This window comes from Nocardioides palaemonis, from assembly GCF_018275325.1.
GTDB lineage: Bacteria > Actinomycetota > Actinomycetes > Propionibacteriales > Nocardioidaceae > Nocardioides > Nocardioides palaemonis.
This window is the reverse complement of the sequence record NZ_JAGVQR010000001.1, coordinates 1,775,665-1,787,980: the sequence shown is the minus strand read 5'-3', so window position 1 is coordinate 1,787,980 and position 12,316 is coordinate 1,775,665. Positions and strand designations below refer to the sequence as shown.

Below are 12,316 nucleotides of genomic sequence, written 5' to 3'. Positions count from 1 at the left end.
CCCGCGTGGCCGGGGTGGCTAGGTTCGAGGGATGAGCACAGGCATCGAGCGACCGGTCTCCCCGAACCCGTACGACTACCTCCCCGCCACGGCGTCGTTCACCGTCACGAGCACCGACGTGACCGACGGCGCCCCCCTGTCCGACGACCAGGTGGCCTCCGCCGGCAACACCTCGCCCCAGCTGAGCTGGTCGGGCGCCCCCGAGGGCACGAAGTCCTTCGTGGTCACCTGCTTCGACCCCGACGCCCCGACCCCGAGCGGCTTCTGGCACTGGGTGCTGGTCGACCTCCCGGCCGACGTGACGTCGCTCGACACGGGGGCCGCGTCCGCCGACCTGCCGGGCAGCGCCTTCCACGTGCGCAACGACGGCGGCGAGGCCGGCTTCATGGGCGCCGCGCCGCCCGAGGGGGACCAGCCGCACCGCTACTTCTTCGTCGTGCACGCCGTGGGCGAGGAGTCGCTCGGCGTGGACGCCGACGCCTCCCCCGCCGTGGTGTCGTTCAACCTCGCCTTCAAGACCCTCGGCCGCGCGATCCTCCACGGCACCTACCAGCACTGACCCACCCGCGCCCTGCGGCATCGCCGCCAAGGGCGGACGACCTCGAGGCCCTGCGGCCCGGACCCCGGTCCAGACCGCAGGGCCTCTTTTCGTCGTTTGGACCACGAAGAAACCGTCAAGGCGGTTTCATCACTGCGGTCGACTGTGCGTCGACTCCGGGCGAAGAGTTGACGAAACGTGGGCGTGTCGTCGCTGGTTTCGCCAATTTCTAGCCGGACCCATACATGCGTTCTACTATCAAGACGGAATAGCCCAAGATTCCGTCAAGATCTGCCCACACCCCCCTCGACGGCGGATCTCCTGGAGGAACCCATGCGCCACCGGACCAGCTCCCTCGTCGTCTCGCTCTGCCTCGCCGCGACCGCGCTGCTCGGCCCCGCCGCGACGGCCCACGCCGGCACCTGGCCGGTCCCGACGTCGACCGACAGCACCCGCGACGTCAGCACGCTGTCGTCGGCGCAGCTCGAGGACCTGCTGATGGTCGAGATCAACCAGGCGCGGGCGGCCAACGGCCTGCGCGAGGTCCGGGTGTTCGACTCCTGCACCGACAAGATGGCGGAGAAGTGGGGGCGGCGCATCGCCCGCACCGGTGTGTTCGCGCACCGCGACCAGGGCGACGTGGTCGATCGCTGCCACGGCACCTGGGCCGGAGAGACGCTGGTACGCGGCACCGGACTCACCCCGGCCCAGATGATCGAGCTGTGGCTCGACTCCCCCGGGCACCGCGAGATCCTGCTGAGCCGGCGCGCCGACCGCGCCGGCGTCGCGATCACCCGTGACGGCCAGGGCCGCACCATCGGCGTGGTCAACCTGGTCCGCCACCGCTGACCGACCGGCACGACCCCGCTCGGCCCTCACCGGAGAACTCCCGTGCGCGACCCCCGTCGGGTGTGAGACGATCCCGGGCCCCGTCGGGGGCACCACCGGGTCGAGGTCGTACGAGGGGATGCGGATGCTGCACGTCGCGATCGCCGCACGCGCCTTCCGCCGCTACTCCACCTATCGCGCCGCCACCCTCGCGGGGATCTTCACCAACTCGGTGTTCGGGGTCATCTACTCCTACGCCTACATCGCGCTCTGGCGGGCGAACCCGACCGCCGGGGGCTACGACCAGCAGGACGCGGTGACCTACGTCTGGCTCGGCCAGGCGCTGCTGATGACCATCGCGCTGTGGGGCGGCGGCAGCACCGACGACCTCGCCGAGCGGGTCCGCACCGGCGACGTCGCGATCGACCTCTACCGTCCGGTCGGACTGGTCGGCTGGTACCTCGCCGCCGACCTCGGCCGCGCGGCGTACCACCTCCTGACCCGCGGGTTCGGCCCCACGGTCATCGGCCTCGTCGTCTTCGACATCGCGCTCCCCGCCTCCCCCGTGGCGGCGCTCGCCTTCGGCCTGTCCCTGGTGCTGGCGGTGGTGGTGAGCTTCGCGATCAGGTTCCTCGTCGCGAGCACCGCGTTCTGGCTGCTCGACCAGTCGGGGGTCAAGGTGATGAGCGGGGCGTTCGCGATCTTCTTCAGCGGCATGATGCTGCCGCTGGTGCTGTTCCCCGGCTGGCTCGGCACCCTCGCCACCGCCCTGCCGTGGGCGTCCTACGTGCAGGTGCCCGCGGACGTCTGGCTCGGCAAGCACACCGGCACCGACCTCGTCGCGGCGCTCGGCTTCCAGGTGCTGTGGGCGGTCGTCCTGCTCGCGGCCTGCCACACGGTGCTGTCCCTCGCCACCCGGAAGGTGGTGGTCCAGGGTGGCTGACGCCGCAGCCGCGCGGCACCTGCGCACGTACGGCCAGATCGCGTGGCTCTGGGTCCGGGCCGCCTGGCAGTACCCCACGTCGTTCCTGCTGCTCGCGCTCGGCAACGGCCTGATCACCGGCCTCGACTTCGTCGGGCTCTGGATCATGTTCGCGCACCTGCGCGACCTCGCCGGCTTCTCGCTGCAGGAGGTGGCCCTGCTCTACGGCAGCGCGTCGCTGGCGCTCGGCGTCGCCGACACCGCGATCGGCAGCGTCGAGCGGATCGGCGCCTACATCCGCACCGGGCGCCTCGACCAGATGATGACCAAGCCGGTCCCCCTGCTCGTGCAGGTGTGCGCCGACCAGTTCACCCTCCGCCGCCTCGGGCGGCTGACCCAGGCGTCCGTCGTGTTCGGCTGGGCGTGCACCCACGTCGACTGGACCCCGGCGCGGGTGCTGGTGGCCGTCTCGATGCTGGTGAGCGGGGCGCTGGTGTTCTTCGGCCTCTTCGTCGGCTTCTCCTGCATCCAGTTCTGGACGACCGACGCCACCGAGTTCGCCAACGCCTTCACCTACGGCGGCGCGACCGTCACCCAGTACCCGCTGAGCATCTTCCCGCGCGAGGTGATGGTCGGCCTCACCTTCGTCATCCCGGTCGCGTTCGTGAACTGGTACCCCTGTCTGTACCTCCTCGGGCGTGGCGACCCGTTCGGCATGCCCGACGCGTTCCAGCTCGCCTCCCCCGTGGCCGGCCTGCTGACGCTGGCGGCGGCCCTCCTCGTCTGGCGCACCGGCGTGCGCCACTACACCTCCACCGGGAGCTGACATGCACCAGACGTCCGGACCGCTGGTCGACGTGCGCGACCTCGAGCGCACCTTCGACGTACGCCGCCGCGTCGAGGGCCGGCGCCGCCGCACGCGCGACAGCGTGCGCGCCGTCCACGACCTGACCTTCGCCGTCACCGCCGGCGAGATGGTCGGCTACATCGGGCCGAACGGCGCCGGGAAGTCCACCACGATCAAGATGCTGACCGGGATCCTCGTCCCGACCGGCGGCACCGTGCGGGTGGCCGGCCTCGACCCCAGCCGCGACCGCGTGGAGCTCGCCCGCCGGATCGGCGTCGTGTTCGGCCAGCGCACCACGCTGTGGTGGGACCTGCCGCTGCGCGACTCCTTCGACCTGCTGCGCAAGATGTACCGCATCGAGCCGGCCCGCTACCGCGCCAACCTCGACCGCTTCGTCGACCTGCTCGACCTCGGCGACCAGCTCGACACCCCGGTCCGCCAGCTCAGCCTCGGCCAGCGGATGCGCGGCGACATCACCGCCGCGCTCCTGCACGACCCGGAGGTGCTCTACCTCGACGAGCCCACCATCGGCCTCGACGTCGTCAGCAAGGGCCGGCTGCGCGAGTTCCTGCGCGCGCTCAACGCCGAGCGCGGCACCACCCTCCTGCTGACCACGCACGACCTCCAGGACATCGAGGCCCTGTGCGACCGGGTGATCGTGATCGACCACGGCACCAGCGTCTACGACGGCTCCCTGTCCGGCCTGCACGCGGAGGGCGGGTCGAGCCGCACGCTGGTCGTCGACCTCGTCGACGAAGCGGCGCCGATCGAGGTCCCGGGCGCGAGCGTGCGGAAGGTGGAGGGTCCGCGGCAGTGGCTGTCCTTCCCCGCCGACGCCAGCGCCGCACCCGTCGTCGCCGCGGTGGCGGCGGGCTACGACGTGGCGGACCTGTCGATCCAGGAGCCCGACATCGAGGACGTCATCCGCGAGCTCTACTCGCGCGGCGCCCGGCCCTGACGCGGCGCGGTCAGCCCAGCGGGTCGACGCCGGTCGCGCCCACGGACAGCTCCCAGAGCCGCTCGGCAGCGGCCACGTCGATGGCCCACTCCTTGACGCCGCCCGTCGTGAGGTCGGCGTGGTCGGGCGGCACGACGCCCTTCACGGCGCAGTCCTCGCAGTAGACGCCGCCGCGCGACTCCAGCTCGGGCGCCGTCGCCGCCCACAGCCCGGTCGAGGCTCCCTCCGCCGGCGTCTTGAAGCGCGGGTTGGGGTTGCCGTCCTCGTCGATCCACCCGCGCGCGAGGAGGTCCTCGCGCGGCATGTGCCGCTGCAGGTCGGTCATGATCCCGCCCGGGTGCACCGAGTAGGCGTGGATGCCGCGGGAGGCGCCGCGCGCGTCGAGGGCGACCGCGAAGAGCGCGTTCGCCGTCTTGGACTGGCCGTAGGCGACCCACGGGTCGTAGGGCGTGGTCTCGAACCGCAGGTCGTCGAACAGCACGGGCGAGCGGTAGTGGCCGGTCGAGGAGTACGACACGACCCGCGCGCCGTCGGTGAGGAGCCCGGCGATGCCGCCGACCAGCGCGAAGTGGCCGAGGTGGTTGGTGCCGAGCTGCAGCTCCCAGCCCTGCGGGGTCTGCTGGTGCGGGGTGGCCATCACGCCGGCGACGTCGATCACCAGGTCGATCGGACGCCCGTCCTCGCGGACCGAGGCCGTGAGGGCGGCGACCGAGTCGAGGTCGCCGAGGTCCATCGCGCGGACCTCGACGCCCTCGAGGTCGGCCAGCGCCTCGGTCGCCGCGTCGGGCCGTCGCGCCGGGACCAGGACGGACACGCCGGCGCCGGCCAGCGCGCGTACGGTCTCGATGCCCAGGCCCGCGTAGCCACCGGTGACGACGGCCCGCCTGCCGGCGAGGTCGTGCCCGGCGACCACCTCCGCCGCGGTGGTGCGGTAGCCGAAAACGGTCTCGAGCGGCTGCTGGCGTCGGAGCATCTCCTGGGTCGTGACCATCTGCCGAGACTAGGACCTCGCGCGCGCTCGAGGTCAACGGCCGTGGTGGCCGGACCAGACCGTCAGGCGCGCTCGGGCGACGTGAGCGGCTGCCGCTCGAGCAGGAGCAGGGCGCGGTCGTCGTCCCCGCGCGGCACCTTCTTCAGCACCCGGCGGGGCAGCCCCGCGAACCCGCGCGCATCGACCGCCTGGAGCGCGACGTCGCGCAGCCAGTCGATGCCGCCGTCGAGGTCCTTGTCGGCCGACTCGATGACGCCGTCGGTGTAGAACATCAGCGCCTCGCCCGGCTTGAGCCGGCCCCGGCTGGGGGTGAAGTCCGCCTCGGGGATCACGCCGAGCGCCATGCCCCGCGCGTTGTCGACCGACCAGCCGCGGTGGTCGAGGTGCCAGTGGAGCGCCGGCGGGTGGCCGGCGCTGGTGATCGTGTAGTCGCCCGTGACCAGGTCGACCTTGACGTGCACGGCCGTGGCCAGCGACTCGTCCGACTCCTGGCGCAGCAGGAAGCCGTTGGCCGCGGCCATCAGCTCGTGCGGCGGCAGTGCGCCGATCAGCCCACCCAGCGCCCCGGCGAACTGGAGCGCCTGCGGACCCACGGTCGTCCCCTTGCCACAGACGTCGACGAGCGCCATCTCCAGCCAGCGTCCCTCGCGCAGGTCGGCGACGAGGAAGTCGCCGGCATAGCTCGGACCGTTGGCCGTGATCGTCTCCGACTGCGAGCGCCACCCGGCAGGCAGCTGCGGGACGACACCCTGCCGCTGCAGGCGGTCACGCAGCTGGGTGAGCACCGCCTCGCTCAGCGCCATCGGCAGGCCCGAGCGCTGGCGGCTGGACTGGTAGACCGCGAGCACCACGCCGACCGCGAACACCGCGAGCGCGAGGAAGCGGCTGCCGGTCTTGAAGTCGGTGTCGACCGACGTGCCGATCGCGGCGGCGGACAGCACGACCGTCAGCAGCACCAGCGGCACGAAGCGGAGCAGCATCAGCCCGACCATGAGGAACAGGAACCACAGGGCCACCGGCAGGACGAGCGCCGCGACATCGGCCAGGATGACCGCCAGCGCCACCAGCGCGGTGAGCACCAGCAGCAGGAACGCCTGGCTGCCACGCGACCCGGTGCGCCAGCGCTCGACGTGCGAGCGGACGTACGCCGAGAACGCGCGCGGCATGGTGCTCAGGGCGTTCGACACTGCGCAAGGGTAGTGGCGCGGCCGTCGAGGTCGCGGTCTAATGCCGAAATCTCGAGGGCACCGTGACCGGGTCGATATCCTCGGCGCATGACGCTGGTTCCGCCGCCGGCCGACGTCGATGCGGACGTGCTCGGCCCCGACTACCGGGTGGAGACCATCTCGTTGCCCCCGGACGACGAGGGCGCGGTCGTCGCCACCCTCGTGACCCGCCGGCCCGGGCGACCCAACGGCCGCGCGGTGCTGCACGTCCACGGCTTCGCCGACTACTTCTTCCACGACGAGTACGCCCGGTGGTGGACCGACCGCGGGTGGACGTTCTACGCGGTCGACCTGCGCAAGTACGGCCGGTCGCTGCGCGAGCACCAGACCCCGCACTTCGTCGCCGACCTCAGCGAGTACTTCGCCGAGATCGACCTCGCCTGGTGGCGCATCACCCAGCGCGACGGCCACCGCGAGGTGCTCGTCTCGGCGCACTCCACCGGCGGGCTGACCGTCCCGCTGTGGGCCCACGAACGGCGGCCCTCCGAGCTCGCCGGGACGGTGCTCAACTCGCCGTGGCTCGACATGCAGGGCTCGGCCTGGCTGCGGAGCCCCGCGGCGACCATCGCGCTGGAGCGGCTCGGCGCGCGACGCCCGATGCAGGAGATCCCGCGCCGGGTCAGCGAGGTCTACGGACGGTCGCTGCACCGCGACCACGGCGGCGAGTGGGACTACGACCTCGACTGGAAGCCGCTGGAGTCCCGTCCGGTCTACGTCGGGTGGCTGCGCGCCGTGCGGCGCGGCCACGCCCGCCTCCACGCCGGCCTCGACGTGCCCGGCCCGGTGCTGGTGATGTCGTCGGCCCGCTCGACCTTCACCGAGCCGACCGACGAGGCGGTGCGCTCCACCGACATCGTCCTCGACGTCGAGCAGATCCGCCGCTGGGCTTCCTCGATCGGTCGGCACGTCACGTCGGTCGCGGTCGAGGGAGCAGTGCACGACATGGTGCTCTCGCGACCCGACGTGCGTCGGCGCGTCTACGGCGTCCTCGGCACGTGGCTGGACGCGTGGGTGGGCCCTCCGGCCTCAGGCGAGCAGGACGACGAGCGCGGTCACGCCGACGACGGCGATCACCGCGCGTAGCAGCACCGGTGGGAGCCGGCGGCCGACGGTGGCGCCGAGCTGTCCACCGACGATCGACCCCGCGGCGATGAGCCCGGCCACGACCCAGTCGACGTCGGCGACCAGGATGAAGATCACCGCCGCGACGGCGTTGACCAGCAGCGCGAGGACGTTCTTGGTGGCCGTGTGGCGCTGCATGGAGTCGACCACCCCGATGCCGAGGACGGCCATCAGCAGCACGCCCTGCGCGGCGCCGAAGTAGCCGCCGTAGACGCCGGTGAGGGCGACCGCCGGCCACACCCACCACACGCCGTGGTCCGGGATGCCGCCGCGACGCTCGGCACGGGCGGCCACCGAGCGCTGGATGCGCGGACCGAGCAGCACCAGCACCACGCCGAGCGCGATGAGGACGGGCACGATCGCGTCGAACGCCGACGACGGCAGCCAGAGCAGCAGCAGCGCCCCGACCACGCCGCCGAGCAGCGACGCCGAGCCGAGGCGCAGCACGCGCGAGCGCTGCCCGGCCAGCTCGCGGCGGTAGCCCACGACGCCCGACACGCTGCCGGGCACGAGCCCGACGGTGTTGCTGACGTTGGCGGTCACGGGCGGGACGCCGAACGCGAGGAGGGTCGGGAACGTGATCAGCGTTCCCGACCCCACCACGGTGTTGATGGTGCCGGCCGCCACTCCGGCGAGGACGACCAGCAGGGCTTCGACGAGGCTCACTGGCCGGCGGGACCTCCCGGCTCGGCCGGCGGCTCGGACGAGCCCAGCGGGTCGCTGCCCAGCGGGTCACCGTTGCCGGTGTCCATCGAACGGGCGGACTTGCCCGGGTTGGCGGCGATCTCCGCCTCCGCGATCGCCTGCTGCACGGCCTGGCTGGTGGCCCGCACCTCGGGGTCCTCCGACGAGCGCGGCAGCTGGGGCTCGGACGGTCCCATGTCGACGCGGGTGCGCGGGCTGGCGTCCTTCGGGATCCCGGCGATCTCGTGGATCGAGGAGCCGAGCCCCTCCATCGCCTTGGTGATCTCGGAGGGGATGACCCAGACCTTGTTGGCGCTGCCCTCGGCGATCTTCGGCATCATCTGGAGGTACTGGTAGGCCAGCAGGGACTGGTCGGGCTGGCCGTCGTGGATGGCCTGGAAGACCGTCTGGATGGCCTGGCCCTCGCCCTGCGCCCGCAGGATCGCGGCCTCGCGGTCGGCCTGGGCGCGCAGGATCTGCGACTCGCGGTCACCCTCGGCGTTGAGGATCTGCGACTGCTTGTTGCCCTCGGCGGTGAGGATCGCGGACTGCCGCTGGCCCTCCGCGCTGAGGATCAGCGCGCGCTTGTCGCGGTCGGCGCGCATCTGCTTCTCCATCGCGTCCTTGATCGACGGCGGCGGGTCGATGCCCTTGATCTCGACGCGGTTGACGCGGATGCCCCACTTGCCGGTGGCCTCGTCGAGCACGCCGCGCAGGCCGTTGTTGATCTCCTCGCGGGAGGTCAGCGTCTGCTCGAGGTCCATGCCGCCGACGATGTTGCGCAGCGTGGTCATGGTGAGCTGCTCGACGGCCTGGATGTAGTTGGCGATCTCGTAGGTCGCCGCCACCGGGTCGGTCACCTGGAAGTAGATGACGGTGTCGATCGACACCACCAGGTTGTCCTCGGTGATCACCGGCTGGGGCGGGAAGCTCACGACCTGCTCGCGCAGGTCGATGAGGTAGCGCACCTTGTCGATGAACGGCACGACGATGTTGAGGCCTGCCGGCAGCGTGCCCTTGTACTTGCCGAAGCGCTCGACGATGGCGGCCCGTGCCTGGGGCACGATCCGGACCGTCTTGGCGAGCATGACGACGACGAACACGAGCACGAGCAGGAACAGGATGAGCAGTGGTGTCACCGGTCTCCCCCGATCTCGGGTGTTGCGTGGTGGATGGTCTGGCGTGGGTGCTGCGGTCGGCCGGCGCTCAGGGCTCGAGCGTCGCGACCGGGTGGACGTAGGCGGTGGCGCCCTTGATCTGGAGGATCTCGACCGTCTCGCCGGGCGCGATCCGCAGGTTCTCGTCGTAGGGAAGAGCCGTCCAGATCTCGCCTCCGGCCTTGATCCGGCCCGGGGACAGCCCGGTGATCTCCTCGGTGACCATCCCCCGGGTCCCGACGAGCTTGCCGTGGCCGAGCGCGAGCTCGGGTCCGCTGTGCAGGCGCTTGACGAACGACGGGCGCACGAGCGCCAGCATCGCGACCGACGAGGCGATCGCGGCGATGACCGTGATCTCGAACGGCAGCCCGACGAGCGCGGCCACCATGCCGATCGCGGCGCCCGCCGCGAGCATCGCGAGGATCAGGTCCAGGCTGAACATCTCGGCGACCCCGAGCGCGATCGACAGCGCCAGCCAGGTCTCCCAGAGGTGGTCGCGGATCCAGTCCATGTCCCGACCCTATCGATCTACCGGTCGCCCGCGGGCGCGCCGACTCGTCGCCGCGCTGCGAACCGCTCGTCGGCACGCGTCAGCACGAGCGGCATGGCGAAGGTCTCCGACAGCGTCTCGGCCGTCACGACCTCCTCGACGGGCCCGGCGTCGACGACGCGGCCCTCGCGCAGCAGCAGGGCGTGGGTGAAGCCCGGCGGGATCTCCTCGACGTGGTGGGAGACGAGCACGGTGGCCGGCGAGTCGGGGTCGAGCGCGAGCTCGGAGAGCGTCGCGACCAGGTCCTCGCGCCCGCCGAGGTCGAGCCCGGCGGCGGGCTCGTCCAGCAGGAGCAGCTCCGGGTCGGTCATCAGGGCGCGCGCGATCTGCACGCGCTTGCGCTCGCCCTCGCTGAGGGTCCCGAACGTGCGCTCGGCGAGGTGGGCCGCACCGACCTCCCCGAGGAGCGCCGCGGCACGGTCGTGGTCGAGGTCGGCGTACTCCTCGCGCCAGCGCCCCACGACGCCGTAGGAGGCGGACACCACGACGTCCTTGACCAGCTCGTGGCGCGGGATGCGGTCGGCGAGCGAGGCGCTGGTGAGGCCGATGCGCGGGCGGAGGTCGAACACGTCGGTGGTGCCGAGCACCTCGTCGAGGATGCCGGCGACCCCGGCCGTCGGGTGGAGCTGGGCGGCCGCGACCTGGAGCAGCGTGGTCTTGCCGGCACCGTTGGGGCCGAGCACCACCCAGCGCTCGTCCTCCTCGACCTGCCAGCTCACGTCGTCGAGCAGCAACGTCGTGCCACGGCGCACCGTGACCCCGGCGAACTCGATGACGGCGACCATGTCACTCACCCTATCCAGCGCGCGTGCCGCTGCGGACGGCACGACGCGCGGGGCGCGGCGAGTAGCCTCGCCGACGATGTCCCCGCACGCCCCTCCCCCGTCCTCGCCACGCTCCCTGCCGTACGCCCTGCCGCACTCGGCGACGCTGGCGTGGTGGCTGACCGCGTGGCTGCGCGGGCACGAGCAGACCGACCACGTCCTCGACGTGCTGGCGGCCGACACGCACCTCCTCGAGGGCGGCTCCGCGCTCGACCTGCTGGTGCGCTGCCGCGGAGCGGGCGCGACGGGCGCGGGGCTGGCCCTGCCGGTCGACGGCGACCCGCTCGGGCTGGGCGGTCCGCGCGCCTTCAACGAGGCGGCGCTCGAGGCTGGCCAGGCCGTCGTCGCCGGCGAGCTGGGCCTGGTCCCGACCGAGGTCGGCGAGACCGTGCAGTGGACCCCGCACGCGGCCGCCCGGCGCCAGCTCCCCGACGTCGGGGAGGCGGACCGGGCGCTGCGCGAGGCGCTGCTCGTCGCGGCGCGCGACCTGGCCGACCTCGACGTGGCGCGGTGGCGGCCCGAGGCGGCCGACGCCCTCATGGACCTGCACCACCGTCCCGAGCTCGACGCGCCGCTCGGCACTCCTCCGCGGTGCGTGGAGCTCGCCGGGCGCGGGCTGCAGGCGTGGTCGATCGTCGACCTGGCCCTCGTCGACGACGGCGGCGCGCTCTCGGCGCACGAGGTGGAGCGACGCCGCGACCTGCTCACGCCGCTGGGTCGGGCGGCGCGGCGCGCGATCGTCGCGGCCTGCTCGCCCGAGGTGTGGCCGGAGGGCTGATCCCTAGGACGACGCCCAGACGCCGAGCACGTTGCCGCTGGGGTCGGCGAACTCGAGGCGACGACCGCCGGGGAACTCGTGGGGCGGCGTCGTGATCGTCCCGCCGGCTGCCTCGATGCCCGCACGCGTGGCGTCGAGGTCGTCGGAGAACAGCATGACCAGCGGGCCGCCGGGACCCGGGGTGCCGGCGGCGTTGAGGCCGCCGACCTCGCCGTCGCCCGACGCCGCGCGGATGCCGGCGTAGGTCGGGCCGTAGTCGTTGAAGAGCCAGCCGAAGGCCTGCTCGTAGAACGCGCGGGAGGCGGCGAGGTCGGAGACGTTGATCTCCACGTAGTCGATGGTGTGGTGGACGGACGTCATGCGGCGGACGCTACGCCCGCCCACCGACACTCACCCTCGAGCGGGTCAGGCGCCGTACTGGCCGCTGCCGTAGGCCGGCGGGGGCGGCGGGTAGCCACCGTCGTAGCCCGCAGGACCCGTCTTGGGGTTCGGGCCGAACCGGTTGTCGCCGGGCTGGCTGTCGAGGACGTAGAAGACGAAGAGCACGATCCAGCCGAAGAACACCACGATGATCAGCAGCAGCCACCACGCGCTGCGTCCGGTGTCGTGCAGTCGTCGGGCGGCGACCGCGAGGCCGGGCAGGAGGAGCGCGAGCGACGAGAGCGTCCCGATCAGCCCGTTGGAGTCGTTCACCCCGTACGTGGTGCCGAGAGCGCGGTCCAGGATGCCGGCCACGATGCCGACCAGGAAGGTGAACAGCGCCCACCACCAGAACTCGGACCGGCGCGCTCGGCCGTTGAAGTCGACGTACTTGGAGAAGCACGTCTTGACCGCTGTCATGAAGTCCATCGAAACCCCCTGAGTCCGGGTGACCCCACGAGCGGGGCCCCC

The 12,316-nt window shown here is 72.4% G+C and carries 15 protein-coding genes; 7 read left to right on the top strand and 8 right to left on the bottom strand.

The genetic code is table 11. From position 1 onward, the window contains the following. The first annotated feature begins 31 nt into the window (after positions 1-31). From KDN32_RS08805 to KDN32_RS08785, 5 genes are all read left to right on the top strand, one after another. Positions 32-559 carry a YbhB/YbcL family Raf kinase inhibitor-like protein gene (locus KDN32_RS08805; RefSeq protein WP_211731627.1) on the top strand — a complete coding sequence of 176 codons (528 nt, stop codon included), beginning with the start codon at positions 32-34 and terminating at the stop codon, positions 557-559. 312 nt (positions 560-871) lie between these two features. Then, positions 872-1,387 (top strand): CAP domain-containing protein, encoded by a 516-nt coding sequence (locus KDN32_RS08800; protein ID WP_211731626.1) that lies wholly within the window; start codon positions 872-874, stop codon positions 1,385-1,387. A gap of 124 nt (positions 1,388-1,511) precedes the next feature. After that, positions 1,512-2,309, top strand: coding sequence for an ABC transporter permease (locus KDN32_RS08795; protein WP_249216391.1), 798 nt, complete (start codon positions 1,512-1,514; stop codon positions 2,307-2,309). After that, positions 2,302-3,114 (top strand): ABC transporter permease, encoded by an 813-nt coding sequence (locus KDN32_RS08790; protein WP_211731624.1) that lies wholly within the window; start codon positions 2,302-2,304, stop codon positions 3,112-3,114. The genes KDN32_RS08795 and KDN32_RS08790 overlap by 8 nt, the downstream gene beginning before the upstream one ends. Before the next feature lies 1 nt (position 3,115). Beyond that, a complete protein-coding gene (locus KDN32_RS08785) occupies positions 3,116-4,093 on the top strand; it encodes an ABC transporter ATP-binding protein (RefSeq protein ID WP_211731623.1) in 978 nt (325 codons plus the stop codon). Between the two features lie 10 nt (positions 4,094-4,103). Here the strand turns inward: KDN32_RS08785 and KDN32_RS08780 are convergent, their stop codons facing one another. Both KDN32_RS08780 and KDN32_RS23290 read right to left on the bottom strand, forming a co-directional pair. After that, positions 4,104-5,084 (bottom strand): oxidoreductase, encoded by a 981-nt coding sequence (locus tag KDN32_RS08780; protein ID WP_249216390.1) that lies wholly within the window; start codon positions 5,082-5,084, stop codon positions 4,104-4,106. Positions 5,085-5,146: 62 nt separating this feature from the next. Continuing rightward, positions 5,147-6,271 carry a PP2C family protein-serine/threonine phosphatase gene (locus KDN32_RS23290; protein WP_211731622.1) on the bottom strand — a complete coding sequence of 375 codons (1,125 nt, stop codon included), beginning with the start codon at positions 6,269-6,271 and terminating at the stop codon, positions 5,147-5,149. Between the two features lie 87 nt (positions 6,272-6,358). Here KDN32_RS23290 and KDN32_RS08770 point away from each other — a divergent pair, with 87 nt between their 5' ends. Then, entirely contained in the window at positions 6,359-7,393 is a 1,035-nt protein-coding gene (locus tag KDN32_RS08770; RefSeq protein WP_211731621.1) for an alpha/beta hydrolase, read from the top strand. Here KDN32_RS08770 and KDN32_RS08765 read toward each other — a convergent pair. From KDN32_RS08765 to KDN32_RS08750, 4 genes are all read right to left on the bottom strand, one after another. Continuing rightward, entirely contained in the window at positions 7,337-8,098 is a 762-nt protein-coding gene (locus tag KDN32_RS08765) for a sulfite exporter TauE/SafE family protein (protein ID WP_211731620.1), read from the bottom strand. The genes KDN32_RS08770 and KDN32_RS08765 overlap by 57 nt on opposite strands. After that, on the bottom strand, positions 8,095-9,204 hold the full coding sequence (locus tag KDN32_RS08760; RefSeq protein WP_249216855.1) for an SPFH domain-containing protein: 1,110 nt from the start codon (positions 9,202-9,204) through the stop codon (positions 8,095-8,097). Before KDN32_RS08760 ends, KDN32_RS08765 begins: the two co-directional genes overlap by 4 nt. Positions 9,205-9,322: 118 nt before the next feature. Continuing rightward, positions 9,323-9,784, bottom strand: a complete 462-nt coding sequence (locus KDN32_RS08755) for an NfeD family protein (protein ID WP_211731618.1) — start codon at positions 9,782-9,784, stop codon at positions 9,323-9,325. 17 nt (positions 9,785-9,801) lie between these two features. Further along, a complete protein-coding gene (locus KDN32_RS08750) occupies positions 9,802-10,608 on the bottom strand; it encodes an ABC transporter ATP-binding protein (RefSeq protein ID WP_211731617.1) in 807 nt (268 codons plus the stop codon). Between the two features lie 76 nt (positions 10,609-10,684). Between KDN32_RS08750 and KDN32_RS08745 the strand changes: the two genes are divergently transcribed. Beyond that, positions 10,685-11,425: an Rv1486c family protein gene (locus KDN32_RS08745; RefSeq protein ID WP_249216389.1), complete on the top strand. Its 741-nt coding sequence runs from the start codon at positions 10,685-10,687 to the stop codon at positions 11,423-11,425. Between the two features lie 3 nt (positions 11,426-11,428). On the opposite strand, the gene KDN32_RS08740 is transcribed toward KDN32_RS08745, so the two are convergent. Further along, complete coding sequence (locus tag KDN32_RS08740) at positions 11,429-11,785, bottom strand: VOC family protein (RefSeq protein ID WP_211731616.1); 357 nt, start codon at positions 11,783-11,785, stop codon at positions 11,429-11,431. A 45-nt stretch (positions 11,786-11,830) separates the two neighbouring features. Then, positions 11,831-12,274 (bottom strand): DUF805 domain-containing protein, encoded by a 444-nt coding sequence (locus tag KDN32_RS08735; RefSeq protein ID WP_249216388.1) that lies wholly within the window; start codon positions 12,272-12,274, stop codon positions 11,831-11,833. Positions 12,275-12,316: the final 42 nt, after the last annotated feature.

Coding starts and splice junctions, on each gene's coding strand:
- KDN32_RS08805 (WP_211731627.1), top strand. CDS start 32: ATGAGCACAGGCATCGAGCGACCGGTCTCCCCGAACCCGTACGACTAC.
- KDN32_RS08800 (WP_211731626.1), top strand. CDS start 872: ATGCGCCACCGGACCAGCTCCCTCGTCGTCTCGCTCTGCCTCGCCGCG.
- KDN32_RS08795 (WP_249216391.1), top strand. CDS start 1,512: ATGCTGCACGTCGCGATCGCCGCACGCGCCTTCCGCCGCTACTCCACC.
- KDN32_RS08785 (WP_211731623.1), top strand. CDS start 3,116: ATGCACCAGACGTCCGGACCGCTGGTCGACGTGCGCGACCTCGAGCGC.
- KDN32_RS08780 (WP_249216390.1), bottom strand. CDS start 5,084: ATGGTCACGACCCAGGAGATGCTCCGACGCCAGCAGCCGCTCGAGACC.
- KDN32_RS08770 (WP_211731621.1), top strand. CDS start 6,359: ATGACGCTGGTTCCGCCGCCGGCCGACGTCGATGCGGACGTGCTCGGC.
- KDN32_RS08760 (WP_249216855.1), bottom strand. CDS start 9,204: ATGCTCGCCAAGACGGTCCGGATCGTGCCCCAGGCACGGGCCGCCATC.
- KDN32_RS08755 (WP_211731618.1), bottom strand. CDS start 9,784: ATGGACTGGATCCGCGACCACCTCTGGGAGACCTGGCTGGCGCTGTCG.
- KDN32_RS08750 (WP_211731617.1), bottom strand. CDS start 10,608: ATGGTCGCCGTCATCGAGTTCGCCGGGGTCACGGTGCGCCGTGGCACG.
- KDN32_RS08745 (WP_249216389.1), top strand. CDS start 10,685: ATGTCCCCGCACGCCCCTCCCCCGTCCTCGCCACGCTCCCTGCCGTAC.
- KDN32_RS08740 (WP_211731616.1), bottom strand. CDS start 11,785: ATGACGTCCGTCCACCACACCATCGACTACGTGGAGATCAACGTCTCC.
- KDN32_RS08735 (WP_249216388.1), bottom strand. CDS start 12,274: ATGGACTTCATGACAGCGGTCAAGACGTGCTTCTCCAAGTACGTCGAC.